We start from the raw sequence: 26,440 nt of genomic DNA, 5'->3' as shown, positions 1-26,440 counted from the left end.
GACCATAGCAAGTTGGTCCCACCCCTTCCCATCCCGAACAGGACCGTGAAACAACTTTGCGCCGATGATAGTGCTGCAACCAGTGTGAAAGTAGGTTATCGTCAGGCTTGTTATTCGTAGTAGAGAAAAACCCCACCGGACTCCGGTGGGGTTTTTTTTCGTCTGGTGGTTTTAGTGTTAGCCCCAAGCGAAGGCTGGGGTCAGACCCCCTCGCTCGTTAGCAATGACTTTTGCGTTAGCGGCATTGAGGGTCTGACCCCGGCTGTTCAGCAGGCGTAAAAAAAGCAGCGCTGCGCGCTGCCTTTGTTATTTATTAAACCAATTAAAAGTGATAAGCGACTTTGACGTTCATGTAATTGACGCCACTGTTTGGCTTTTTGTAGCCGCCATTTGAGAAATGCTGGATTTTCGCAGCGACTTCCCATTTGTTATTGAAGATATAGCCGATGCCGATATGATCGCCGAACTGGAAGTGGGTCGACAGGCGGTTATCGTCGTTATCGTACAGCTTCGACAGCATGTGTACGCCAATACCGCCTTCTGCATAGAAGCCCAGCTTATTCGTATTTTCAAAGCGGAAGACGGGAGTAAAGCCCAGGTCCCACAGTTTTTGATGCTGGCCTGGGACATTCTGATAGCTCTTGCCATCCCAGCCGCCAATGCTGGCATCCCAGTAACCGCTCAGCTGCGTACCATTCGATACGAACCAGGCTTTATCCCAGTTCGAGGTCACACCGGCGCGTACCATTTGTACCTTAACTCCCTTGGCATATTCGCCGTAGACGGAGTCGATCAGCTTGTCGTCGGCGGCAAAGCCGGCGTTGGCCGCCATCAACGCGGCAACGGCGGCGATGGATTTGAGGAGATTCTTCTTGAAGAACATAGAGGCTTTCATCGTAAAATTGGCCGATAGGCTATTGTCTTGTTTGTACAGGCACCTTGCTTTGCATGCCGCTCTCGCCACTTGTAAATATCAGGGGTTCAATTGACATTCTCTACAAAAATCGCATTTCTCGGTATCGGTCTGATGGGGGATCCGATGGTCCGGTGCCTGCTACGCGCTGGATATTCTGTCACAATTTGGAATCGCACGCACAGTAAGGCCGAAGTCCTGCGTGCGGCAGGGGCGCAGCCAGCCATTTCAGTGGCTGAGGCAGTCTATGGTGCGGAAGTGGTTATCTCGATGCTGGAAGCCGGTCCCATCGTGGCACAGGTGCTGCAAGAGGCGCTGCCGGCCTTGCGCGCAGGGGCGCTCTGGATCGATATGAGTTCCACCAAGCAATCGGAAGCCCAGCAATTTCATGCCACCTTGCAGGCGGCAGGCCATGCCTTTATCGATGCGCCCGTGTCGGGCGGCGTCGGTGGGGCGCAGGCGGGCAGCCTGGCCATCATGGCCGGTGCCGATACCAGCGATTACGCACGAATTGAAACGATTCTGTCAGCAATGGGGCGCCCGACCCTGGTGGGCCCGCCAGGCAGTGGCCAAGTTGCCAAACTGTGCAATCAGTTGATCGTCGGTGCAACATTGACCATCGTGGCCGAAGCGCTGTTGCTGGCACAGGCTGCCGGCGCCGACCCTGCCGCCGTGCGCACAGCCATCCGTGGCGGTTTTGCTGAGAGCAAGATTCTGGAGGCCCATGGCCTGCGCATGCTGGAACGCAACTTTGTTGCCGGAGGGCAGGTAAAAAGCCAGATCAAGGATATGCACAACATCCTCGCGGCAGCCGAGACGGCGCATGTCACATTACCTGTGACGCAACTGGTGACGCAGCGCTATGAAACCATTGCCAAAACGTACCCGACGGCCGACCATGCGGCCGCCTTGCTGGCCCTGGAAGCGTTGAATCCAGGCCAGCGCCTGGGCGCCGGTCCGGATAAATTGAGCTGATTCAAGCGACGGGCAGGCTCGCTTCAGCCAGCTTGACCCAGAAACTGGCGCCGATGGGCAGCAGATGGTCGTTGAAGTCATAGCTACCGTTGTGCAAGACGCAGGGGCCAAGGCCGTGGCCACCATCGCGGTGCTCGCCATCACCATTGCCGATGAAGATGTAGCAGCCGGCTTTTTCTTGCAGAAAAAAGGCGAAATCTTCCGCACCCATGGTCGGTTCGACGTTCGCGTTGACCTTGTCCGGGCCCACCACGCTTTTCATTACTTCGACGGCAAACGCCGTTTCCTTCGCGTGGTTGACCAGCGGCGGATAGTTGCGCTTGAAATGGAACTCGACTTCCGCGCCAAAAGCGGCGGCCGTGTGCACGGCAATCTCGCGCATGCGCTCCTCGATCAGGTCCAGCACGGGCGTGGTGAAGGTGCGCACGGTGCCGACCAGGCTAGCGTCATCGGGAATGACATTGGTGGCGCTGCCCGCATGGATTTGCGTGATCGACAGCACGGCCGTGTCGAGCGGGCTCTTGTTGCGCGTAATGACGGTTTGCCAGCTTTGCGCGATCTGCACGGCTACCATCACGGGATCGATGCCCTTGTGGGGCTGGGCCGCATGCGCGCCCTTGCCCTTGACGGTGACGTGGAATTCATTGCTCGACGCCATCATCGGGCCTTCCACCACGCTCAGGGTGCCTGTTTCAGCGCCTGGCCAGTTGTGCATGCCGTAGATGGCATCCATGGGAAAACGGGTAAACAAACCGTCTTCGATCATTTCGCGCGCGCCGGCGCCGCCTTCTTCTGCCGGCTGGAAGACCAGGTAGACCGTGCCGTCGAAATGGCGGTGCTGCGCCAGGTAATGGGCGGCACCCAGCAGCATGGCCGTGTGGCCGTCATGACCGCAGGCGTGCATCTTGCCCGGGTGGCGTGAAGCATGCTCGAAGGTATTCATTTCCTGCATGGGCAAGGCATCCATATCGGCGCGCAAGCCGATGGCGCGTGTCGAGGTGCCATTCTGGATGATGCCGACCACGCCAGTGCGGCCTAGCCCGCGTACCACGGGAATGCCCCATTCCGTCAGTTTGGCGGCGACCACGTCCGAGGTGCGCTGTTCTTCGTAGCACAGCTCGGGATGCGCGTGCAGGTCGCGGCGGATACCTTGCAGCTCAGATTGAAACGCCAAGATGGGATCAACTAGTTTCATGGAACTCTCCTGTGGATGCTGGCACGCAGCAATGTATGGCGCGCCGGACCGCGGCTGTTTGATCAAAAACAGGCGCGGCTAATAATGCATTGTAGCCCTTGTTTGCCGGGTAAATCCAGCGCACGGACCAGCTTGCCATGGCGCCAACAGCAAGCGCGCGGAATGGTTTACAGTATCGCCTTCCCCCAACGTTTTTGGATTGCACCATGACCACCACCCAAGTGCGCGCCGCCTGCCCGCTCGACTGCCCTGATACCTGCGCCTTGCTGGTCACCGTGACCGATGGCGTGGCCACCGCCGTCAAGGGCGATCCTGACCACCCGACCACGGCTGGCGTGCTGTGCACGAAGGTGTCGCGCTTCACGGAGCGCACCTACCATGCGGACCGGCTGCTGCATCCGCTGCGCCGCGTGGGCAAGAAGGGGGAAGGCAAGTTCGAGCGCATCAGCTGGGAAGAAGCACTGCAGACCATCGCGGCCCGCTTGAAACCGATCGCCGCGCGCGATCCACAGGCGATTTTGCCGTACAGCTACTGCGGCACCATGGGCCTGGTGCAGGGCGAATCGATGTCTTCGCGCTTTTTCAACCAGCTCGGTGCTTCTTTGCTGGACCGTACCATTTGCGCCTCGGCCGGCGCCACGGGCTACCGCTACACGGTGGGCGCCAGCATCGGCACGGACCTGGAGCAATTCCAGAACGCGACATTGATCATCATCTGGGGCGGCAACCCGATCGCCTCGAACTTGCACTTCTGGATGCGGGCGCAAGAGGCCAAGCGCAATGGCGCGACCCTGATCGCCATCGATCCCTACCGCTCGCTGACGGCCGAAAAGTGCCACCAGCATATCGCCTTGCTGCCAGGCACCGATGCGGCCCTGGCGCTGGGCTTGATGCATGTCTTGATCGCTGAAGACTGGCTCGATCATGATTACATCGAACGCTACACAGTAGGCTACGATGCCCTGAAACAGCGCGCCCTGGAATGGCCGCCCGAGCGCGCAGCCGAGGTGTGCGGCATCACCACCACGGAAGTAGTGGAACTGGCACGCCTGTACGGTCAGGCGTGCCGTTCTGGCGAGGGCGCCGCCATCCGCACCAACTACGGCGTGCAACGCGTGCATGGTGGAGGCATGGCCGTGCGCAACATCGCCTGCCTGCCGGCCCTGACGGGCGCCTGGCGCCATCCGGCCGGCGGCATGCAGCTGTCGAGCTCGGGTTCCTTTCCCGTCAACCGCAAGGCCTTGCAGCGCCCTGATTTGCTCAAAGGCACGCCGCGCACGATCAACATGAGCACCATCGGCGACGATCTGCTGAAAACCAGCTCGCCCGAGTTCGGCCCGCAAGTGGAGGCCGTGATCGTCTACAACTCGAATCCCCTGGCGGTGGCGCCCGATTCCTCGAAAGTGGCGCAGGGTTTTGCCCGCGAAGATTTGTTTACGGTCGTGCTCGAGCACTTCCAGACCGATACCGTCGATTACGCCGACATCGTGCTGCCTGCCACCACGCAGCTGGAACATGTCGATGCGCACTCTACCTATGGCCACCTGTACATGATGGCAAACAATGCGGCCGTGGCGCCGCTGGGCGAAGCGAAGGCGAATACGGAAATCTTCCGCCTGCTGGCGCAGCACATGGGCTTTGACGACCCGTGCTTCCAGGAAAGCGACGATGCGCTGGCGGCCAAGGCGTTCGATGCGACGGATGCGCGCGCCGTACATTTCGACTGGGAATCGCTGAAACGCACGGGCTGGCAAAAGCTGGCCATGGCCGAGGCGCCGTTCGCCACGGGCGGCTTTCCCACGCCATCGGGCAAGTGCGAGTTTTATTCCAGCGCCATGGCGCAGGCGGGACTCGATCCTTTGCCGACCTATATTGCACCGCACGAGTCGCTGGCCAGCAATCCCGCGCTGGCGGCGCGTTTCCCGCTGGCCATGATTTCGCCGCCGGCGCGCAACTTCCTCAATTCCACCTTCGTGAACGTGAAAAGCCTGCGCGCGGCCGAGGGCGAGCCGCACCTCGATATCCATCCTGACGACTGCGCCGCGCGCGGCATCGCTGCCGGCGACATGGTGCGCATCTTCAACGACCGCGGCAGTTTTGTTGCCAAGGCCAGGATCACCGACAAGGCGAGAAAAGGCCTGGTGGTGGGCTTGTCCGTGTGGTGGAAGAAACTCGCCAGCGACGGCAAGAACGCCAATGAAGTGACGAGCCAGCGCCTGACGGACATGGGCCGCGCGCCGACCTTTTACGATACGCTGGTCGAAGTGGAAAAGGCTGGCTGACCATGGCCCTGCTGCGCTGGCCGGCCCGGTTGCTTGCCGGCACGGTGTGCCTGCTACTGGGCGGCTGCACGCAGTTGCGCTACTACACGCAAGCGGCGCAGGGGCAATATGCCCTGTGGTCGGGTGCGCGGCCCATCGGTGACTGGCTGGACGACCCGGCCACCGAGCCGCGCCTCAAAGTGCGCCTGGCCAAGGCGCAGCAGATCCGCCGCTTTGCCGTCAGCGAGCTGGACTTGCCCGACAATGGCAGTTACAAGAACTACGCGGCCCTGCGGCGCCCCTTCGTACTGTGGAACGTGGTGGCCACGCCGGAACTGTCATTGCAGCCGCTGCAATGGTGTTTCCCCATCGCCGGCTGCGTGAATTACCGCGGCTATTACAGCAAGGAAGAGGCGTTCGCGTATGCCGACGAACTGCGGGCCCAGCATTACGACGTGCAGGTTGGCGGCGTGCCCGCGTATTCCACCCTGGGCTGGTTCGATGATCCCCTGTTGTCGACCTTTATCAATTACAACGATGCGGAACTGGCGCGCCTGATTTTCCATGAACTGGCGCACCAGGTCGTGTACGTGCCCGGCGATTCCGCCTTCAACGAGTCGTTTGCCAGCGCGGTGGAAGAGGCGGGCGTGCAGCGCTGGCTGGCGCGCGAGGGCAATGACGCGATGCGGGCGTCATACGCCCAGTATGCGGCGCGGCGCCAGGATTTCCTGGCCTTGCTGCTGCGTTACCGGAGTGAACTGGAAGCCGTGTATGCGAGCGACGCCAGCGATGCGGACAAGCGTGCGCGCAAGGCGCAGGTGTTTGCGGCATTGCAAGAAGCATATCAGGTGCTCAAGCAACACTGGGGTGGGTTTGCCGGTTACGATCGCTGGTTCGAGCAGCCATTGAGCAATGCGCACCTGGCTTCCGTGTCCACCTACAATGAATTTCTGCCTGCCTTCAAAAAATTGCTGGAAGAAAAAAAGAACTTTCGTGCTTTTTATGCTGCAGTGCACACAATGGCTCAAGTCAAGAAGCCTGAGCGCAGGCATGCGCTGGAACAATTGTCCAGCCCGTGACCCGTAAAGATTGTCTCGCACGTCAGGGCAAACGATCCTGCAACAGTGTATTTGCCGTGCTGCATTGCAGCATAAAATACCCCTAGAGTTGCCGCTCGAATACTGTTGAAAGCGCTTGCATGGAAGCGCGGCGACCGATAGCATCGCATTAGTAGCATAGAGCAATTGCTCGTCAGAATGCTCAAACTGACTGCAGGACAACAGAATCCGCAGCAATGATCCGCGCCGGCAAGATGCGCCGGCTCCCCCACGATTATTCGAGACAAGAGGCACAGGATGGACAAAATTTGGCTGAAGTCGTACCCTCCCGGCGTCCCCGCCGACATCGATCCTGATCAATATCGTTCGCTGGTGCATTTGCTGGAAGAAGCGTTTCAAAAATATGCGGATCGCAATGCCTATGTCTGCATGGACAAATTTCTCACCTATGCCGAACTCGACACCTATTCGCGCCAGCTGGGCGCCTGGCTGCAAAGCCGTGGCTTGAAGAAGGGCGCCAGGGTTGCCCTGATGATGCCGAACGTGCTCCAGTATCCGGTCGCCATTGCTGCCGTGCTGCGTGCCGGCTACACGGTGGTCAACGTCAATCCGCTGTACACGCCGCGCGAACTCGAGCATCAGCTCAACGATTCGGGCAGCGAAGCGATCATCGTGCTGGAAAACTTTGCCCATACGCTCGAGCAAGTGCTGGGCAAGACAGCCGTCAAGCACATCATCGTGGCCAGCATGGGCGAGATGCTGGGTGGCTTGAAGGGCATGATCGTCAATTTTGTCGTGCGCAACGTCAAGAAGATGGTGCCCGCGTATTCCTTGCCGAATGCCATGCGTTTCAAGCAGGCGCTGGCGCTGGGTAGCCGCATGAAACTCACGCCTGTCGAGCTGAGCATCAATGACGCTGCCTTCCTGCAATACACGGGTGGTACGACGGGCGTGTCGAAAGGCGCGACCTTGAGCCACCGCAATGTGATTGCCAACGTGCTGCAGAGCGAAGCGTGGTCGGGCGCGGCGCTCGACCAGAACAGCAAGGAGCAGCTGATCATCGTCTGCGCCTTGCCGCTGTACCATATCTTTGCCCTGACGGCATGTGCGATGTGGGGCACGCGCGTGGGCGCCCTGAATATCCTGATCCCGAATCCGCGCGATATCCCGGGCCTGATCAAGGAACTGGGCAAGTACAAGTTCAACCTGCTGCCAGCGGTCAATACGCTGTATAACGCGCTTGTCAACCACCCCGACTTCGCCAAGCTTGATTTCTCGGGCCTGAAGATCGCCAATGGCGGCGGCATGGCGGTGCAGCAAGCCGTCAACGACAAGTGGCTGCAGGCGACGGGCGTGTCCATCATTGAAGGCTATGGCCTGTCGGAAACGTCGCCTGTCGCTACCTGCAACCGCGCCGACAGCACGGCATTCTCCGGCACCATCGGCTTGCCGATTCCGTCGACCGAGATCGCCATCCTCGACGATGACGGCAAGGAAGTACCTCTGGGACAGACGGGCGAGATCGCCATCCGTGGCCCGCAAGTGATGACGGGCTACTGGAATCGCCCCGACGAGACGGCCAAGGTCATGACACCGGACGGTTACTTCAAGTCGGGCGACGTGGGCATCATGGATGAGCGCGGCTACGTGAAGATCGTGGACCGCAAGAAAGACATGATTCTCGTCTCCGGCTTCAATGTGTATCCGAACGAAGTCGAAGCCGTCATCGCGGCCCATCCTGGCGTGCTCGAGTGCGCCTGCGTGGGCGTGCCCGATGAGCATTCTGGCGAGGCAGTGAAAGTGTTTGTCGTGCGCAAGGACCCGAACCTGACTCAGGCAGTGCTGGCCGCGTATTGCAAAGAACAATTCACGGGCTACAAGCGGCCGAAATACATCGAGTTCCGCGATGAACTACCGAAAACCAACGTCGGCAAGATTTTGCGTCGCGCCCTGCGTGACGAAACGAAGATAGCAGCATAAACAGTGTGGGATGCGCCTGGAGGCGCGTCCCTTTTACAGATAAAGATGAGGCGAGATGGACAAGATTTGGTTGAAGTCGTACCCGGACAGCGTTCCCGCAGAGATTGATTGCACGCAATACCGTTCCGTCACGCATTTGCTGGAAGAGTCGTTCCAGAAATATGCGGACCGCAACGCCTTCGTGTGCATGGATAAATTCCTTACCTACCGCGAGCTCGACAAGCTGTCGCTGCAGATGGGCGCCTGGCTGCAAAGCAAGGGCCTGAAGACGGGTGCGCGCGTGGCGATCATGCTGCCGAACGTGCTGCAGTATCCGGTCGCCATGGCGGCGATCCTGCGCGCCGGTTACACGGTGGTCAACGTGAATCCGCTGTACACGCCCCGTGAATTGCAGCACCAGTTGATCGATTCAGGCAGCGAAGCGATTATCGTGCTGGAAAACTTTGCCACCACGGTGGAACAGGTGCTGCCGCATACCCAGGTCAAGCATGTGATCGTCGCCACCATGGGCGACTTGCTCGGTGGCTTGAAGGGCGCCATCGTCAACTTCGTCGTGCGCAAGATCAAGAAAATGGTGCCCGCGTTTTCCTTGCCGGGCGCCATCAGTTTCAACAAGATGTTGGCCGAAGGCGCGCGCCTGACCTTGCAGCCCGTGCAGCAGGGGCATGACGATATCGTCTTCCTGCAATACACGGGTGGTACGACGGGTGTGTCGAAAGGCGCGATGTTGTTGCACCGTAATGTGATCGCCAACGTGCTGCAAAACGAGGCGTGGATGTCGCCCGTGATGACGCCTGCAATGCGTGCCACCTCGATGGGCTTCATGTGCGCCTTGCCCCTGTATCACATCTATTCGCTGACGGTCAGCGCCTTGATGGGCATGCGCCTGGGCGGCATGAGCGTGCTGATTCCCAACCCGCGCGACATCCCCGGTTTCGTCAAGGAATTGGCCAAGCACAAGATCGTCGTTTTCCCGGCCGTTAATACCTTGTATAACGCGCTGCTGAATAATGCCGAGTTTGCCAAGCTTGATTTCTCCAGCTATAAGGTGTGCAATGGCGGCGGCATGGCCTTGCAGCGCAATGTGGCCGAACGCTGGCTGAAACTGACGGGCTGCCCGCTGATCGAAGGCTATGGCATGTCGGAAACATCGCCTGTGGTGACGGGCAACCGTGTCGATATCACGGAATTCACGGGTACCATCGGCTTGCCTTTCCCCTCGACGGAAGTGGCCATTTTGAACGATGACGGCGTGGAAGTGCCGCTGGGCGAGCCTGGCGAGATCGCCGTGCGCGGCCCGCAAGTGATGGCTGGCTACTGGCAGCGTCCGGACGAAACGGCCAAGTCGATGACGGCGGATGGCTACTTCAAGACGGGCGACGTGGGTGTCATGGACGAGCGCGGCTACGTGAAGATCGTCGACCGCAAGAAAGACATGATCATCGTGTCCGGCTTCAACGTGTATCCGAATGAAGTGGAAGACGTTGTTTCGTCGTGCCCGGGCGTGCTCGAATGCGCCTGCATCGGCGTGCCGGACGCCAACTCGGGCGAAGCCGTGAAAGTGTTTGTCGTGCGCAAGGATCCGAACCTGACGGTGGAACAGATCCGCGAGCATTGCAAGCATGAATTGACGGCCTACAAGAAACCGAAATACATCGAGTTCCGCGATGAATTGCCGAAGACCAATGTCGGCAAGATCTTGCGCCGTCAATTGCGCGACGAAAAGAAGGTTGCCTAGGCTTCAACTTTGCAAGCCAGCCTTGCCGTCCCGGACGGTAAAGCTGGCCAGTGTCGCGATGGTAGAAGCGCTGTCGCGCACATCCTCCAGACCCTGGAACAGGGTCGTGGTTTTCTCTGGCGTGATTTCCATCAACATATAGCCTCGCTTGTCGCTGCGTCCGTAGCGGATGTGCGGGTTCATCGCCACGTACTGGTCCGTGCGCGCCTGGGGGCGGGAGCTGGACGTGATGGATGTCCCGCAAAACTCCGTGGCCAGCACGGGATTATCCCTGCCGGTGGGGCGCATGGCGTTGCGGCTCAGTTCCGTGGCATAAAACGTGTGCACGTCGCCCGACAGCACCAGCGGGTTGCTTGCCTTGCTGCTGCGCAGGGAGTCGAGCAGGTGCTGGCGCGCCATGGGATAGCCATCCCAGCCATCGGTCCAGATGCGCTCGTCGCCGGGCCGCAGGATGGGCACCTGGCTAGATTGCGCCATCAGGGTTTGCTGGGTCAGGATGTTCCAGCGCGCGGGAGAATTATCGAGCCCTGCTTGCAGCCAGCGCTGCTGCTCCTCGCCCAGCATGGTGCGTTCCGGTTTCAGCAAGTCGGGGCAATTACGCGTGGTGACGGAATTGGACCCGCCGCGGCCAGGCCTGGCGCACGCGTGATAGGCGCGGTATTGCCGGTCGTCCAGTACGTGGAAGCGCGCCAGCCGGCCCCAGTCGTAGCGCTGGTAGATGCGCATGTCGACAAAGCCCCGTCGTCCCAGCGGCAGCAGGCGCAGCGGCATGTGTTCATAAAACGCCTGGTAGGCGGCCGCGCGGCGCTGCAAAAAGGTGGGCGTGAGCAATTCGTCCCGGTCGTTGCCGTAATCGTTGGCCACTTCATGATCATCCCAGGTGACGATCCATGGCGCGGCCAGGTGCGCACCCTGCAAGTCGCGGTCGCTCTTGTATTGTGCGTAGCGGGCGCGGTAGTCGTCTAGGGTAAAGCTTTCGTGCGTGCGCAAGGCGCGGCCCGGGTGCTGCAGCTGGTATGGCCCCCATTCATAGATGTAGTCGCCGAGGAAGGCCACCAGGTCGGGCGCGGCTGCGGCAATGTGCCGGTGCGCCGCATACGCGCCGAATTCCCAGTGCTGGCATGAGGCCACGGCCAGCTTCAGCGAGGCGGGAAGGTCATCGGCGGCGGGTGCAGCGCGCGTACGGCCCATGGGGCTGACGGCGTCGCCAAACATAAAGCGGTACCAGTACCAGCGCCCGGGCGCCAGGCCTGCCACGTCGACGTGCACACTGTGCGCGAGGGAGGGCATGGCCGTGGCCTGGCCCTTGGCGGCGATGCGCCGAAAAGCCTCGTCTTCGGCCACTTCCCAGCGGACGGTCAGGGCAATGGCGGGCGTGGCGGCTGCGTGCAGCGGGTCGTAGCAGATGCGCGTCCACAGCACGACGGCGTCGGGCAAGGGCGAGCCGGAAGCGACACCGAGCGCAAACGGATAGCCTGTGCCATTGAGGCGTGTGGCGGCGCTCGCACCGGAACGTGACAGCACGCTGCCAGCGGCAGCCAGTGCCGTGATGCGCGCAGCGCTCTGCAGAAAGATGCGGCGCTGACTATCCATAGTGTGGAATTATTGCGACAGCAGGGTCTCGATGGGCGGCACCTTGCGCGGCTTGCGGTCGGAGTCCGTCGCCACATAGATCAGAGTCGCTTCCGTGACTTTCACGATGCATGCCTGCAGGCGGTTGCGTTCGGCATACACCTCGACATTGACAGTGATCGAGGTATTGCCAACCTTGACTATTTCGGCGTAGAAAGACAGCAGATCGCCGACGAACACGGGATTTTTGAAGACGAAGGAATTGACGGCGATGGTGGCGACGCGGCCGTTGGCGCGCCGCGTGGCTGGCAGCGAGCCAGCGATATCGACTTGCGCCATGATCCAGCCGCCGAAGACGTCGCCGTACACATTGGCGTCGGACGGCGCGGGCATCATGCGCAGTTCCGGCATTTTTCCGGCGGGCAGACCGGAGGCGAGGCAGTTGTCGGGGCGGTCGGGGGAGGTGCTCATCTTTTATTCTCATGAAAGGCTACAATTGCCCAGATTGAACCATAAAAAGCCGACCTTCGCCATGCGCCGTTCCCAGACTCCCCCTCCGCCCCACTCGCCAGCTTCCGCCAGCCACAGCGATTTTGCCACCATCAAGACCTTGCTGCCGTATTTGTGGGTCTACAAATGGCGGGTTCTGCTGGCGCTGCTGTGCCTGGTGGGCGCCAAGATGGCCAACGTGGGTGTGCCTCTGATCCTGAAAAAACTCGTCGACGCCATGACGATCACGGCGGCGCACCCGCAAGCGCTGCTGGTGCTGCCGGTCGGCTTGCTGGTAGCCTACGGCTTGCTGCGCCTGTCGACCACCTTGTTTACGGAGCTGCGCGAATTCCTGTTCGCCCGGGTCACGCAGCGCGCCGTGCGCACCATCGCCCTGCAAGTATTCCGACACCTGCATGCGCTGTCGCTGCGCTTCCACTTGAACCGGCAGACGGGTGGCATGACGCGCGATATCGAACGGGGCACGCGCAGCGTCGGCTCGCTCATTTCCTATACCTTGTTCAACATCTTGCCGACCCTGGTGGAAATCACCCTGGTGCTCGGCTATCTGGTCTTGCATTACGACATCTGGTTCACCGTGATCACGGCCGTCGCGCTCGTGTCGTACATCGCGTTTACCGTGCTGGTGACGAACTGGCGCACGCATTTCCGCCGCACCATGAACGACCTCGACTCGAAGGCGAATACCAAGGCCATCGATTCGCTGATCAACTATGAAACCGTGAAATATTTCGGCAACGAGGATTACGAGGCGAAGCGCTACGACGAAGGCTTGCAGCGCTATGAATCAGCCGCCGTTAAATCGCAAACGTCCCTGTCCCTGCTCAATACGGGCCAGTCCCTGATCATCGCCACGGCCGTGACGTTAATTCTCTGGCGCGCCACGGTGGGGGTGATCAACGGCAGCATGACTCTGGGTGACCTGGTCCTGGTGAACGCCTTCATGATCCAGCTGTACATTCCCCTCAATTTTTTAGGGGTCATCTACCGCGAAATCAAGCAAAGCCTGGCCGACATGGAACGATTGTTTTCCCTGCTGAACGAAAACCGCGAAATCGCCGATACGCCAGAGGCCAAACCGCTCGTGACGCGGGGCGCGGCGGTGCGTTTCTCGCATGTGGATTTCAGCTATGAAGCCAAGCGGCAAATCCTGTTCGACGTGGATTTCCAGATACCCGCCGGCACCACCACGGCCGTGGTGGGACATAGCGGTTCGGGCAAGTCGACGCTGTCGCGTTTGCTGTTCCGCTTTTATGAAGTCGATGGCGGCAGCATCACCATCGATGGCCAGGATTTGCGGACAATCACGCAGGACTCCTTGCGCGCCGCCATCGGCATCGTGCCGCAGGACACGGTGCTGTTCAACGACACCATCGAATACAACATCGCCTACGGCAAGCCGGGCGCCAGCAAGGACGCCATCGTGGCGGCGGCGAAAGCGGCATCGATCCATGATTTTATTGAAAGCTTGCCAGATGGCTACAATTCCATGGTGGGTGAACGGGGCTTGAAACTGTCGGGTGGCGAAAAGCAGCGCGTGGCCATCGCCCGCACCTTGCTGAAAGACCCGGCCATCCTGATCTTCGATGAAGCCACCTCGGCGCTCGATTCGAAGGCCGAACAGGCGATCCAGTCGCAGTTAAAGGAAATTGCGAAAAACCGCAGCACGCTGGTTATTGCGCACCGCCTGTCGACGGTGGCCGACGCCCAGCAAATCCTGGTGCTCGACCATGGCCGCATCGTCGAGCGGGGCACGCATCCGCAATTGCTGGTGCTCGATGGCCTGTATGCGCAGATGTGGCAACGCCAGCAGGCGAACAGGGATGATGATGAGGAGGAGGAGAGCGACGCGCTGGAGGGCTTGGCGCCGGCAAAATAAATCGGCGGGGCGAAATCAGTAGGAAAAATGCTACAGGCGCGCTGATTCAGGCGCGCGTATAGCGCCTATTTGCGGACAATCGCAGAAAACGGCTAGTCGAGCGCTGAAAATGAAATAAAATTAATTCCATTGGTGGCGTTAGCACCACAGTTGTTTCGTCCGGCTTTGTGTCCGGTTTGTCCGTCCAGGAGAATTTATGAAATTGACCAAAATCATCGCCACGCTGCTTAGCGTCGGTGTCATCAGCAGCATGTCGCCAGTCCAGGCCCAGGAATTGACCGGCACCTTGGCCAAGATCAAGAAAGCCGGTTCCGTCACCCTCGGTGTGCGCGACGGCTCCGTTCCCTTCTCCTATCTCGATGACAAGCAGCAATACCAAGGCTATTCGATCGACCTGTGCATGAAAGTCGTCACGGCCCTGCAAAAGCACCTGGGCATGAGCGAACTGAAAGTGGTGATGAGCCCCGTCACGTCGGCCAACCGCATTCCGCTGATGGCCAACGGCACCATCGACCTTGAATGTGGTTCAACGACGAACAACCTGGAGCGCCAGCAACAGGTGGCATTCGCGCCCACCATGTTTGTCATCGGAAACCGCGTGCTGTCGAAGAAAACGTCGAACATCAAGACCCTGGAAGACTTGCGCGGCAAGACTCTCGTCGCCACGGCCGGCACGTCGACCATCAAGCAGATGACGATTTTGAACAAGGAAAAGAACCTGGGCATGACCATCGCCGTCGGCAAGGATCATCCTGAATCGTTCCTGATGCTGGAAACGGGACGCGCGGTGGCTGAAGCCAACGACGACATCCTGCTGGCGTCGCAAGTGGCCAACTCGAAGAACCCGAACGACTACGAAATCACCAAAGAAGCGCTGTCGGTCGAACCGTACGGCATCATGCTGCGCAAGGGCGACCCGGCCTTCAAGAAAGTGGTCGACGAAGCGCTGATTCGCCTGTACAAGAGCGATGACATCAACCGCATTTATGCGAAATGGTTTACCTCGCCGATCCCGCCGAAAAACATCAACCTGAAATTCCCCATGCCGCCGCAATTGAAGGCCGTGTTCATGAATCCTACCGACTCCGGTGACCCGGCTGCGTATGCGGCCGTGCCCGAAGCACAGAAGACCTCGGACAAACGGAAAAAGTAACAAGAGTGCGTAACAAATCGGGGGGCGCAAGCCTCCCGCTTCATTTGCGGGGTGGGCGGCTGGCCGCTTTCCTTGAGCTGCATGGGAAGGATGATCATGAATTACAACTGGAATTGGCGCATCTTCTGGGAGATGTCCCCCGATGGCGTGGGCACGTATATGGATACCCTGTGGTCCGGCCTGGTATGGACCCTGGCCACGGCCGGTGCGGCCTGGATCATGGCCCTGATCCTGGGCCTGGTGATCGGCACCGTCCGCACCCTGCCGAACAAATGGCTGGTGGGCGCGGCCAATGCATACGTTGAATTGTTCCGCAACGTGCCGCTGCTGGTGCAGATGTTCCTGTGGTATTTCGTCATGCCGGAACTGCTGCCGCCGGACCTGGGCGCCTGGGTCAAGTCGCTGCCGAATGCACCATTCGTCACGGCAGTTTTGTGCCTGGGATTCTTCACCTCCTCCCGCGTGGCCGTGCAGGTGACGACGGGTATCGAGGCGCTGCCGCGCGGGCAGAAACTGGCTGGCACCGCGCTGGGCCTGACCCTGCCGCAAACCTACCGTTTCATCTTGCTGCCGATGGCCGCGCGCGTCATCATGCCGCCGCTGACCAGTGAATTTCTGAACATCATCAAGAACAGTTCCGTGGCGCTGACCATTGGCCTGATCGAACTGACGGCCAGCGCGCGCGCCATCCAGGAGTTTTCCTTCCAGGTGTTCGAGGCGTTTTCGGCCGCCACCATCATCTACGTCGTCGTCAATTTGCTGGTGGTGGTGCTGATGCACCTGATCGAAAAAAAGGTCGCCATCCCGGGCTTCATCGTCGCCGGCGCCAAGACGGGAGGACACTGATATGTTGGGCAACTTCGACTTCGATGTCATCTCCCGCTCGTGGGTTTACCTGTTCCAGACAGGTATGGTCTTCACCCTGAAACTGACGGCGCTGGCCATGGTGGGCGGCATCGTGCTGGGCACACTGCTGGCGCTGATGCGCCTGTCCAGCAACCGCCTCATCTCGGGCGTGGCATCAAGCTACGTCAACCTGATACGCTCGATCCCGCTGGTGCTGGTGATCTTCTGGTTCTACTTTCTGGTGCCGTACATCGCTGCCTGGGTCATCGGCGCGAACGAACCCGTGAAAGTGGGCGCGTTTTCTTCCGCGTTGATCACCTTCATCATGTTCGAGGCGGCCTACTATTGCGAGATCATGCGCAGTGGCATACAGTCGATTCCGCGTGGCCAGGTATGGGCTGGCCAGGCGCTGGGCATGAACTACCGGCAAACCATGGGCAGCATCGTGCTGCCGCAGGCCTTCCGAAACATGATCCCCGTGCTGCTGACGCAGACCATCGTGCTGTTCCAGGACGTGTCGCTTGTGTACGTGCTGTCGATTCCCGATTTCGTCGGTGCCGCCTCGAAAATCGCGCAGCGCGACGGCCGCCTGGTGGAAATGTATGTGTTTGTGGCCGTCGTGTATTTCGTGCTGTGCTACGCCTTGTCGTTCCTGGTAAAACGCCTGCAGAAACGCGTCGCCATCATTCGCTAACTGAAAAAGAAAGAACAAGATGATTGAACTCAATAACGTCAGCAAATGGTATGGACAGTTCCAGGTACTGACCGACTGCACCACCGAGGTCGCCAAGGGCGACGTGATGGTCATTTGCGGCCCGTCCGGCTCTGGCAAGTCGACCCTGATCAAGACCGTCAACGGCCTCGAACCGATCCAGCAGGGACAGATCATCGTCGACGGCATCAGCGTCAACGATCCGAAAACGAACTTGTCGAAACTGCGCGCGCGCATCGGCATGGTGTTCCAGAATTTCGAGCTGTTTCCACACCTGTCCATCCGCGAAAACCTGACCATCGGACAGATCAAGGTGCTCGGTCGCAGTGCCGACGAAGCCAATGCCAAGGGCTTGAAATACCTGGACCGCGTGGGCCTGCTGTCGCAGCAGGATAAATTCCCGGGCCAGCTGTCTGGCGGCCAGCAGCAGCGCGTGGCCATCGCCCGGGCGCTGTCGATGGACCCGATCGCCATGCTGTTTGACGAGCCCACTTCGGCGCTCGACCCGGAAATGATCAACGAGGTGCTCGACGTGATGGTGGGCCTGGCGCAGGAAGGCATGACGATGATGGTCGTCACCCACGAAATGGGCTTTGCAAAGCGTGTGGCCAACCGCATCGTCTTCATGGACCAGGGCAAGATCATCGAGGATTGCAGCAAGGATGATTTCTTCAACACGACGCGATCGGACCGAGCGCGCGACTTCCTCGCCAAGATCATCCATTAACTCCCGCTATTTTTTTGAAGTTGAGTGCCAATGCCTCTCATGAAACAATTAGCCGGCGCGATGCTGGCGCTGGGCATGCTGGTCCATGCCCACGCGGCTGACAGGATCGCCGTCGACATCGCCCTGCGCGACGCTACCCTGATCGACGTTGCCGCCGGCCGCACCGTCAAGGGCAAGACCGTGCTGCTCAAAGGCGACAGTATCGTCGCCGTCATCAATGACGCGCAGTTGCGCAACTACGCGCCGAAGCAGACCATCCGCCTGCCCGGCAAATACCTGATGCCGGGGCTGTGGGACACGCATGTGCATTTTGGCGGCGGCCCAGAGCTGATTGACGAGAACAAGCAGTTGCTGCCTTTGTACCTGGCGCATGGCATCACCACGGTGCGCGACTGCTCGGGCGACTTGCCCGACACGGTACTGGCCTGGCGCCAGCAAATCAACGCGGGCCAGCTGCAAGGCCCGACGATCTTTACTTCCGGCGCGAAGCTCGAGGGCATCAAGCCGCTGTGGAAGGGCACCATCGAAGTAGGTACGCCGCAGGAAGTCACGCGCGCGCTCGACGGCCTGCAGGCGCAGCAAGTGGACTTTGTGAAGATCACGGAAAACACGCTGAAGCCGGAGCTGTACCTGGAAGCGCTGCGCCAGGCGCGCGAACGGGGCATGCGCACCTCGGGCCATATCCCCGTGCAGCTGACCCTGGAGCAGATGGCCGATGCGGGCCTGGGCACCATCGAGCATCAATCGTACTTGCTGCGCGCCACCACGCCGCGCGAACAGGAGCTGACGGACAAGGTGGCTACCGGCGCGATGACGGGCAAGGAGGCCATGCGCGAGAGCTTGCAGAGCTACGACGAGCCGACGGCGCGCAAGGCCTTCAGCTACCTGGCCGCCCGCGGCACGGCCATCGTGCCGACCCTCTGGGGCTCGCGCGTGACGGCCTACCTGGACCGCGAAGACCACACGCACGATCCGGCCCTGCAATATATCGGCAAGGGCTTGCGCGCCACCTACGACTGGCGCGTGCAGCGCGCCGCCAAGGATGGCCCGGATGCGATCGTCCAGCGCCATGCGCAGTTCGAGCAGTCGGCAAAGCTGCTGCCCATTTTGCAGCAGCAGGGCGTGAGCATCATCGCCGGCACCGATGCGGGATTTTTGAATTCCTTCGACTATCCGGGCCAGGCCTTGCACGATGAAATCGGCCTGTACGTGCAGTACGGCCTGACACCGCAGCAAGCCTTGCAGTCGGCCGTCATCAACGGGCCCCGCTTCCTGGGCAAGCTGGGCCGTTACGGCAGCGTGGCGGCCGGCAAGGCGGCCGATTTGCTGGTGCTCGACGCCAACCCGCTGCAGGACATTGGCGCCACGCGCCAGATCCGCCTGGTGGTTAGCCGTGGCCACGTGTATGACCGCGCCGCGCTGGACCGGATGCTCGCCGAAATCCGTGCCTGGGTGGCGAAACAAGAGCTTGCGCCTGCCGCGTCCTGATTCACGTGTACTCCTGATATTGAAAACGGCCAGTGATCACTGGCCGTTTTGTCGCCCGGCAGCTGGTGTGCACTGCCTCTCCGGGCCGGCGGGACGGCCCTGTGGCTGGTAAAATGGCGGTATCCGCAATGACCGCCTGAGAGCAGCCGCCATGTCCACACTCGATCACACCCCCGCATCCATTACCATTACCCGTCCTGACGACTGGCATTTGCACCTGCGCGACGGCGCCGTCATGGCCAGTGTGCTGCCGCACAGCGCGCGCCAGTTCGGCCGCGCCATCGTCATGCCGAACCTGAAACCGCCCGTCACCACCACGGCGGACGCTAGCGCTTACCGCGAGCGCATCCTGGCTGCCGTGCCCGAAGGCGTGAACTTCGATCCGCTGATGGTGCTGTACCTGACGAACAACACCTCGCCCGACGAAATCCGCCGCGCGCAGGACAGCGGCATCGTGCAGGCCGTCAAATTGTATCCGGCCGGCGCCACGACGAATTCCGACCTGGGCGTGACGGATTTGAAGAATTGCTACAAGGTGCTCGAAGTGATGCAGGAAGTGGGCATGCCCTTCCTCGTGCATGGCGAAGTGACAGATCCGGAGATCGACATTTTCGACCGTGAAGCCGTCTTCATCGAACGCGTGATGCGCCCGCTGCGCAGCGCCTTCCCGGCCCTGTCCGTGGTGTTCGAGCACATCACGACCAAGGATGCGGCGCAGTACGTGGCCGAAGCGGAAGGTCCGATCGCCGCCACCATTACGGCGCATCATTTGCTGTACAACCGCAACGAGATTTTCAAGGGCGGCATCCGCCCCCATTACTACTGCCTGCCCATCCTCAAGCGCGAAGAGCACCGTTTGGCGCTGATGACGGCCGCCGCCAGCGGCGACGAGCGCTTCTTCCTCGGTACCGATTCGGCGCCGCACGCGCAAGGCGCCAAGGAAATGGCCTGCGGCTGCGCCGGTTGCTACACGGCCCTGCACGCGATGGAAATGTACGCCGAAGCGTTCGAACGCGCCGGCGCGCTCGACAAGCTCGAAGCGTTTGCCAGCTTCCATGGTCCGGCCTTCTACGGCGTGCCGCGCAACACGGACACCATCACCTTGAAGCGCGAAAGCTGGACCTTGCCAGCCTCGCTGCCACTGGGTGACAGCCATGTCATTCCGCTCAACGCGGGCGAGCAGATCAACTGGAAAATGGTCTAAGCGTTCCATGCTGCCATCGATAGACTGGACCCGTCCCTGGTTTGCCACGGTGCTGCCGGCGCGACGGCAGCTGGACCTGCAGCGCGACACGGTGGTCCAGGCGCTCAACCGGCGGGCGCGGGCGCTGGACCTGCGCAATCCGTCCGGCCTGCCGCTGGCCTTCGTGCCGCAAGCGGACTTGCCCGAAGGCGTGGCGTACGAGGAGTTCATCGGCGCGACGGGCGGCGTGCCAACGCGCGACAATCTGCACGATTTTTTCAACGCGCTCGTGTGGCTCACCTTCCCCTGCATCAAGCGGCAGCTGAACGCGCTGCAGGCGGCGCAGATCGCCCTGTCCGGCGTCGGCAAATCGCGCGGGCCGGCACGCGACGGCGCCACGATCTTTGACGAAAATTCCGCCTTGCTGGTGCTGCGCGACAGCGATGCTGGACGCGCGCTGGAAGCAGCCTTGCGCGGACACGACTGGCGCAGCGCTTTTATCGCGCAGCGCGACAAGTTTGGCGCCGGTGGCGACGCCGAAGTCTGGCTGTTTGGCCACGCGCTGATGGAAAAACTGGTGGCGCCGCGCAAGGCCATCACGGCGCACACGCGCGTGATCTTTGCCAGCGACGCCTACTTCACACTCGATGATGCGGCACGGCGCACCTGGCTCGACGAACGGGTGGCGCAAGACCTGGCCAGTGATGGCTTGACGACAGCCGACTTCACGCCGCTGCCCGTGCTTGGCTTGCCCGGCTGGTGCGAGGACCAGGATGACGATTTTTACAATGACACGGCGGTGTTCCGCCCGAAGCGCAAGACAGCTGGCGCAGAAAGAGATCAATAGCATGGAAAACACCGTCCGTTGGGGCATACTCGGCACCGGCAAGATCGCCCGCGCAATGGCCAATGGCTTGCGCGACGCGCCCGGCGCGCAGCTGGTGGCGGTCGCCTCGCGCAGCGCCGCAGGCGCGCAGACCTTCGGCGCCGAATTCGGCATCGAGCGTTGCCATGGATCCTACCAGGCGCTGGCTGAAGACCCCGATGTGGACGTGATCTACATTGCCACGCCGCACACCTTGCATGCGGAAAATGCTTTGATGTGCCTGGCTGCCGGCAAGCATGTCGTCTGCGAAAAACCGTTCACCATGAACGCGCGCGAAGCGCAGGCTGTAGTCGACCTGGCGCGTGAGAAAAAACTGTTCCTGATGGAAGCCATGTGGAGCCGCTTCCTGCCCGCTGTGCAGGAAGCGCAGCGCATCATCGCCGGCGGTGAAATCGGCGTGCTGCAGCAAGTGCAGGCCGATATCGGCTTTGTCGCCAATTTCCCGCCCGAGCACCGCATGTTCAATCGGGAACTGGGGGGCGGCGCGCTGCTCGACGTGGGCATCTATCCGCTGTCAATGGCGGCGTTTTTCCTCGGCCCGGTATCGCAGGTGCAGGCGCTCGCTGAAATGGGCGCCACCGGCGTCGATGAACAGGTGGTGTTTTCGCTGCTGCACGCGGGCGGCGGCACCTCGTCCTGCGCCTGCAGCCTGCGCGCGCAGACGCCGACGGAAATGACCATTGCCGGGAGTATGGGACGGATTCGCCTGCCCAGCCGTTTTTACAAACCCGACCACCTGATCGTCGAATCAATGGATGGCGAACGCCGCGTCGTCGCCGCGCCACATCTGGGCAATGGCTATGCGCACGAGGCGATCGAAGCGATGCGCTGCATCCGCGCCGGCATGCTGGAAAGCCCCGTCATGCCGCACGCCGACAGCGTGGCGCTGATGCACAACCTTGACACCATGCGCGGCCAGATCGGCCTCGTGTACCGTGCCGACCAGGCCTAGGCCGGAATCTCCATGACATTGCACTCTTCCCGTCCCAGCCTGAAAACCGTTCTGATCGCCAGCGGCGTCGTCCTGACCCTGGCGATGGGCGTGCGCCATGGCCTGGGCTTCTGGATGCAGCCGATCTCGCAAGCCAATGGCTGGACGCGCGAAACGTATTCGTTGGCGCTGGCCATGCAAAACCTGATGTGGGGCGTCTTTGGCCCGTTCGCCGGCATGGCGGCCGACCGCTTCGGCACCATGCGCGTCGTCATCGTCGGCGCCATCAGCTACATGGCGGGCCTGGTGTGGATGGCGCTCGTGACGCAGCCCACGCTGTTCATCGCCGGTTCCGGCGTCTTCATCGGCCTGGCGCTGGCCTGCACGGCCTTTGGCGCCATCAGCGGCATCATTGGCCGCAGCGCGCCGCCCGAGCAGCGCTCGTGGGCCTTCGGCATCTCCTCGGCGGCCGGCTCGTTCGGCCAGTTCCTCATGATGCCGGTCGAGCAGCAGCTCATCTCCGCCGTGGGCTGGCAAAACGCCTTTTATGTGCTGGCTGCGCTGGTGCTGCTGGCCATGATCCCGATGGCCTTCTACCTGCGCGAGCCGCCCGTGTCGCACGCCAGCGGTCCGCAGCAAAGCATAGGCGCGGCCTTCAGCGAAGCCATCGCCAGCCGCTCGTTCTGGCTGCTGCTGGCAGGGTATTTTGTCTGCGGTTTCCAGCTGGTCTTCATAGGCGTGCATTTGCCGGCCTACCTGAAGGACCAGGGACTGATGAATCCGAACATCGCCGTCACGGCGCTGGCACTGATCGGCCTGTTCAACATCGTTGGCTCCTATTACGCGGGCAAACTCGGTGGAAAAATCGCCAAGCGCTATCTGCTGTCGGCCATCTACGTGACGCGCGCCGTGGTCATCACGCTATTCCTGCTGGCGCCCCTGTCGGCGTGGTCGGTGTACCTGTTTGCCGCCGGCATGGGCGTGCTGTGGCTGTCGACCGTGCCGCTGACGAACGGTATCATCGCCGGCATCTTCGGCGTGAAGCACCTGTCGATGCTGGCCGGGATGGTGTTCTTTTCGCACCAAGTGGGCAGTTTCCTGGGCGCGTGGCTTGGCGGCTATCTGTACGAGCGGCAGGGCAGTTACAACGTCGTGTGGATGATCACCATCGGCCTGGGCTTGCTGGCCGCGCTGATCAACTTGCCCATCGACGAGCGCGCCGTCAAGCGCGTGGCGGTGGCCGCGTAATGGGGAGCTGGCGCATATGGCTATGGTGCCTGGCTGGCGCCGCGCTGCTGGCCATCGTTTTTATGGCCTATCTGCGACCCGACTTCATGCTCGACCTGGCGAACCGCTTCTGGATGTGCATGTAGACTGCGCGGGCGCAAGGTGGTTTGCGAAAAGTCGGATTACGCTACGCTAATCCGACCTACCCGACCTGCCGTCAGCGTATTCGCGTAGGTCGGATTAGGCCGCAGGCCGTAATCCGACAACACCCGAAAACAAACAGTACCGACGGCGTCTGGGCCATTGGCCGTAATCCGACAACACCCGAAAACAAACAGTACCGACGGCGTCTGGGCCGCAGGCCGTAATCCGACAACACCCTGAAACCATGCGATACCGACGCGCATTCCAGCCAGGTGGAAGCTTTTTCTTCACGGTGGTGACGGCTCATCGCCGACCCATTTTTTCGTCGGCAACAGCCGTGGACTTGCTGCGTGGCTCATTCAGCGCCGTGCGCCATAAAAGGCCATTCGCTATCGACGCTATCGTCATCCTACCTGACCATCTGCACTGCATCTGGACTTTGCCTGAAGGCGATGCCGATTTCATGACGCGCTGGCGCTTGATCAAGACGTGGTTCAGCAAGCATAGCGATCTTAAAAATATCTGGCAGCAGCGGTATTGGGAGCATGTCTTGCGCGACGAGCGCGACTTCGCCAACCATGTCGATTACATCCATTACAACCCTGTCAAACATGGTTTAGTGGGCAAAGTTATCGATTGGCCGTATTCCAGTTTTCACCAGTATGTAAAGCACGGCTTGTGTGCAGAGGATTGGGGCGGGGACGGTGTGGCGATTGAGTGTGTTGGGCGGGAGTGAGGAGCGCTAACAATGTTGTCGGATTAGCGCACAGCGCGTAATCCGACAACACCCTGAAGCATGCAATACCAGATTTACACCTTCAAAAACTCTTCTTTCCCACCCAGCCAGCGCGCCAGGTGCGCTTCCACGGTGGCAGCGGCGGCGGCTGTGGTGGCGTGCAGCAGATCGTGCGCCACGTCGCGCGCTTGGTCGACCAGCCATTGATCCGTCTCCAGGTCGGCGAAGCGCAGCATGGCCTGGCCGGACTGGCGCGCGCCGAGGAATTCGCCGGGGCCGCGGATTTCCAGGTCGCGGCGGGCGATCTCGAAGCCGTCCGTCGTCTCGCGCATGGTCATCAAGCGCTGGCGCGCCACACCTCCCAACGGACCCTGGTACAGCAACAGGCAGACGCTGGCCGCCGAGCCGCGGCCCACGCGGCCGCGCAGCTGATGCAGCTGGGACAAGCCAAAACGCTCGGCGTGCTCGATCACCATCAGCGAGGCGTTCGGCACATCGACGCCCACCTCGATGACGGTGGTGGCCACCAGCACATGGATATGGCCGGCAATGAAGGCATCCATCACTTCCTGCTTTTCCGCCGGTTTCAAACGGCCGTGCACGAGGCCCACCTGCAGCGCGGGCAAGGCTTCTGCCAGCATCATGTAGGTATCGGTGGCCGTTTGCAGCTGCAGCGCTTCCGATTCCTCGATCAGGGGGCAGACCCAGTACACCTGCCGGCCTTCCAGCGCGGCCGCATACACGCGGGCGATGACTTCGTCGCGCCGGTTCTGGTCGATGGAGCGCGTGACGATGGGGCTGCGTCCGGGCGGCAGCTCGTCGATCACCGACACTTCCAGGTCGGCGTAATACGTCATGGCCAGGGTGCGCGGAATCGGCGTGGCTGACATCATCAGCTGGTGCGGCACGGCCGCGCTGTCGCCCTTGTTGCGCAGGGTCAGGCGCTGGCCCACGCCGAAACGGTGCTGTTCGTCGACGATCACCAGGCCCAGTTTGGCAAACAGCACATTGTCCTGGATCAGCGCATGCGTGCCGATCACCAGTTGCGCTTCGCCCGATTCGATCAGGGCCAGCGCCGCCGTCTTTTCCTTTTTCTTCAGGCTGCCCGTCAGCCAGGCGACCTTCACGCCCAGCGGCTCCATCCAGGCGGCGATCTTGCGGAAGTGCTGCTCCGCCAGGATCTCCGTGGGCGCCATCAGCGCGGCCTGGTAGCCGCTGTCGATGGCCTGCGTGGCCGACAACGCCGCCACCACCGTCTTGCCGCTGCCGACGTCACCTTGCAGCAAGCGCTGCATCGGATACGGCTGGTGCAGGTCGGCGCGGATTTCCTCGAGTACGCGCGCCTGCGCGCCCGTCAGCTTGAAGGGCAGGGCGGCGCCAAAGGCATGCGACAGGTTGCCGACGATGGGCAGGGAGGCAGCGCCTTTCGAGCGGCGTGCGCGCTGGGCGCGTTTCAGCGACAGCTGCTGCGCCAGCAGCTCATCGAATTTCATGCGCACCCAGGCCGGGTGCGAGCGGTCCATCAGCGCGCTTTCATCGATATCCTGCGGCGGGTAGTGCAGCAGGTGTACGGCGGCACGGAACGGCGACAGCTGCATCTGGCGCAACAAATCGTCAGGCAAGGTATCCTGCCAGTCGATGCGGCGCATGGCATCGGCGATCTCGCGCCGCAGGACGTGCTGCGACAGGCCTTCGCCGGACGGATACACGGGCGTCAGGGCCGTGGGCAGGGGCGCGCCTTCGTTGACCACTTTATACGTCGGGTGCACCATCTCGGCGCCGAAAAAGCCGTGTTTGAGTTCAGCGCGCGCACGTACCCGCGTGCCTTCGGCCAGTTGCTTGACCTGGCTGCCGTAGAAATTCATGAAGCGGAGCAGCAAATTTCCCGTTTCGTCGGCGATCGTCACCAGCAATTGCTTGCGCGGCTTGAAATTGACTTCGCACTTGGTGACGACGCCTTCCACTTGCCACGACTCGCCGCCGCGCAGGCAGGCGTCGCGTATCGTGTAGACCTTCGTCTCGTCCTCGTAGCGCATCGGCAGGTGCAACACCAGATCCATGTCGCTGCGCAAGCCCAGTTTTGCCAGCCGGCTTTCCGTGCTGACCACTTTTTTGGCGGCTTTCGGCTTCGCGGCGGGCTTGGCTATGGGAGGAAGATCGGGCTTGGGTTCGGACATATCGGAGATTTTTGTGCCGCTAGCGTAAAATAGAGGGTTGTCCGGCACACCCTGTGCATACCGCAGTTGTAGTGTTGCGGCGGATTATTGTAATGCCTGTATAGGCGCACAGTATAGTGCCAGATGTTCCATTGCGCACTCCTAATCAT

At 61.1% G+C, this 26,440-nt stretch carries 22 protein-coding genes and 1 rRNA gene; 18 read left to right on the top strand and 5 right to left on the bottom strand.

Annotated features, from left to right (window positions below; genetic code table 11):
* A 5S ribosomal RNA gene (gene rrf, locus ACQ4WZ_RS18460) occupies positions 1-107 on the top strand; the annotation flags it as partial.
* A gap of 215 nt (positions 108-322) precedes the next feature.
* Here rrf and ACQ4WZ_RS18455 read toward each other — a convergent pair.
* A complete protein-coding gene (locus tag ACQ4WZ_RS18455) occupies positions 323-895 on the bottom strand; it encodes an acyloxyacyl hydrolase (protein WP_243857911.1) in 573 nt (190 codons plus the stop codon).
* A gap of 90 nt (positions 896-985) precedes the next feature.
* Between ACQ4WZ_RS18455 and ACQ4WZ_RS18450 the strand changes: the two genes are divergently transcribed.
* Positions 986-1,888 (top strand): NAD(P)-dependent oxidoreductase, encoded by a 903-nt coding sequence (locus ACQ4WZ_RS18450; protein WP_436574171.1) that lies wholly within the window; start codon positions 986-988, stop codon positions 1,886-1,888.
* 1 nt (position 1,889) lies between these two features.
* Here the strand turns inward: ACQ4WZ_RS18450 and ACQ4WZ_RS18445 are convergent, their stop codons facing one another.
* Complete coding sequence (locus ACQ4WZ_RS18445) at positions 1,890-3,083, bottom strand: M20 aminoacylase family protein (protein WP_101483095.1); 1,194 nt, start codon at positions 3,081-3,083, stop codon at positions 1,890-1,892.
* 206 nt (positions 3,084-3,289) lie between these two features.
* Between ACQ4WZ_RS18445 and ACQ4WZ_RS18440 the strand changes: the two genes are divergently transcribed.
* The 4 genes from ACQ4WZ_RS18440 (at position 3,290) to ACQ4WZ_RS18425 (ending at position 10,120) form a co-directional block, all read left to right on the top strand.
* On the top strand, positions 3,290-5,365 hold the full coding sequence (locus ACQ4WZ_RS18440; RefSeq protein WP_436574170.1) for a molybdopterin-containing oxidoreductase family protein: 2,076 nt from the start codon (positions 3,290-3,292) through the stop codon (positions 5,363-5,365).
* Positions 5,366-5,367: 2 nt separating this feature from the next.
* Positions 5,368-6,423: an aminopeptidase gene (locus ACQ4WZ_RS18435; protein WP_436574169.1), complete on the top strand. Its 1,056-nt coding sequence runs from the start codon at positions 5,368-5,370 to the stop codon at positions 6,421-6,423.
* 276 nt (positions 6,424-6,699) lie between these two features.
* Positions 6,700-8,382, top strand: a complete 1,683-nt coding sequence (locus tag ACQ4WZ_RS18430; protein ID WP_101483092.1) for a long-chain fatty acid--CoA ligase — start codon at positions 6,700-6,702, stop codon at positions 8,380-8,382.
* A 55-nt stretch (positions 8,383-8,437) separates the two neighbouring features.
* Positions 8,438-10,120 (top strand): long-chain-fatty-acid--CoA ligase, encoded by a 1,683-nt coding sequence (locus tag ACQ4WZ_RS18425; protein WP_101483091.1) that lies wholly within the window; start codon positions 8,438-8,440, stop codon positions 10,118-10,120.
* Between the two features lie 3 nt (positions 10,121-10,123).
* On the opposite strand, the gene ACQ4WZ_RS18420 is transcribed toward ACQ4WZ_RS18425, so the two are convergent.
* Positions 10,124-11,713: an alkaline phosphatase D family protein gene (locus ACQ4WZ_RS18420; RefSeq protein WP_436574168.1), complete on the bottom strand. Its 1,590-nt coding sequence runs from the start codon at positions 11,711-11,713 to the stop codon at positions 10,124-10,126.
* A gap of 9 nt (positions 11,714-11,722) precedes the next feature.
* A complete protein-coding gene (locus ACQ4WZ_RS18415; RefSeq protein WP_226938791.1) occupies positions 11,723-12,088 on the bottom strand; it encodes an acyl-CoA thioesterase in 366 nt (121 codons plus the stop codon).
* Between the two features lie 136 nt (positions 12,089-12,224).
* Here ACQ4WZ_RS18415 and ACQ4WZ_RS18410 point away from each other — a divergent pair, with 136 nt between their 5' ends.
* From ACQ4WZ_RS18410 to ACQ4WZ_RS18355, 12 genes are all read left to right on the top strand, one after another.
* Complete coding sequence (locus ACQ4WZ_RS18410) at positions 12,225-14,081, top strand: ABCB family ABC transporter ATP-binding protein/permease (RefSeq protein ID WP_436574167.1); 1,857 nt, start codon at positions 12,225-12,227, stop codon at positions 14,079-14,081.
* A gap of 196 nt (positions 14,082-14,277) precedes the next feature.
* Positions 14,278-15,234 (top strand): amino acid ABC transporter substrate-binding protein, encoded by a 957-nt coding sequence (locus tag ACQ4WZ_RS18405; protein WP_101483088.1) that lies wholly within the window; start codon positions 14,278-14,280, stop codon positions 15,232-15,234.
* Positions 15,235-15,330: 96 nt separating this feature from the next.
* Positions 15,331-16,080, top strand: a complete 750-nt coding sequence (locus ACQ4WZ_RS18400; protein WP_101484769.1) for an amino acid ABC transporter permease — start codon at positions 15,331-15,333, stop codon at positions 16,078-16,080.
* A 1-nt stretch (position 16,081) separates the two neighbouring features.
* Complete coding sequence (locus ACQ4WZ_RS18395; RefSeq protein ID WP_099761845.1) at positions 16,082-16,774, top strand: amino acid ABC transporter permease; 693 nt, start codon at positions 16,082-16,084, stop codon at positions 16,772-16,774.
* Positions 16,775-16,793: 19 nt separating this feature from the next.
* Positions 16,794-17,519 (top strand): amino acid ABC transporter ATP-binding protein, encoded by a 726-nt coding sequence (locus ACQ4WZ_RS18390; RefSeq protein ID WP_101483087.1) that lies wholly within the window; start codon positions 16,794-16,796, stop codon positions 17,517-17,519.
* Positions 17,520-17,558: 39 nt separating this feature from the next.
* The gene (locus ACQ4WZ_RS18385; RefSeq protein ID WP_436574166.1) at positions 17,559-19,007 is read left to right on the top strand and encodes an amidohydrolase family protein; all 1,449 of its coding nucleotides are present in this window, start codon (positions 17,559-17,561) and stop codon (positions 19,005-19,007) included.
* A gap of 151 nt (positions 19,008-19,158) precedes the next feature.
* Positions 19,159-20,211: a dihydroorotase gene (gene pyrC / locus ACQ4WZ_RS18380; protein ID WP_101483085.1), complete on the top strand. Its 1,053-nt coding sequence runs from the start codon at positions 19,159-19,161 to the stop codon at positions 20,209-20,211.
* A 7-nt stretch (positions 20,212-20,218) separates the two neighbouring features.
* Positions 20,219-21,037 carry a DUF3025 domain-containing protein gene (locus ACQ4WZ_RS18375; RefSeq protein WP_101483084.1) on the top strand — a complete coding sequence of 273 codons (819 nt, stop codon included), beginning with the start codon at positions 20,219-20,221 and terminating at the stop codon, positions 21,035-21,037.
* A 1-nt stretch (position 21,038) separates the two neighbouring features.
* Positions 21,039-22,028: a Gfo/Idh/MocA family protein gene (locus tag ACQ4WZ_RS18370; RefSeq protein ID WP_436574165.1), complete on the top strand. Its 990-nt coding sequence runs from the start codon at positions 21,039-21,041 to the stop codon at positions 22,026-22,028.
* Between the two features lie 12 nt (positions 22,029-22,040).
* Positions 22,041-23,255: an MFS transporter gene (locus tag ACQ4WZ_RS18365; protein ID WP_101483082.1), complete on the top strand. Its 1,215-nt coding sequence runs from the start codon at positions 22,041-22,043 to the stop codon at positions 23,253-23,255.
* Positions 23,255-23,380: a hypothetical protein gene (locus tag ACQ4WZ_RS18360; RefSeq protein WP_279587379.1), complete on the top strand. Its 126-nt coding sequence runs from the start codon at positions 23,255-23,257 to the stop codon at positions 23,378-23,380. The genes ACQ4WZ_RS18365 and ACQ4WZ_RS18360 overlap by 1 nt, the downstream gene beginning before the upstream one ends.
* A gap of 242 nt (positions 23,381-23,622) precedes the next feature.
* On the top strand, positions 23,623-24,114 hold the full coding sequence (locus ACQ4WZ_RS18355; RefSeq protein WP_436574164.1) for an REP-associated tyrosine transposase: 492 nt from the start codon (positions 23,623-23,625) through the stop codon (positions 24,112-24,114).
* A gap of 74 nt (positions 24,115-24,188) precedes the next feature.
* On the opposite strand, the gene recG is transcribed toward ACQ4WZ_RS18355, so the two are convergent.
* Positions 24,189-26,291 (bottom strand): ATP-dependent DNA helicase RecG, encoded by a 2,103-nt coding sequence (recG, locus tag ACQ4WZ_RS18350; RefSeq protein ID WP_436574163.1) that lies wholly within the window; start codon positions 26,289-26,291, stop codon positions 24,189-24,191.
* Positions 26,292-26,440: the final 149 nt, after the last annotated feature.

Origin of the sequence: Janthinobacterium darwini, assembly GCF_051380905.1 — a bacterium.
In the GTDB taxonomy this organism is placed as follows: Bacteria; Pseudomonadota; Gammaproteobacteria; order Burkholderiales; family Burkholderiaceae_D; genus Janthinobacterium.
Note: the sequence above shows the minus strand (reverse complement) of the source record. Positions and strands in the feature narration are given on the sequence as shown.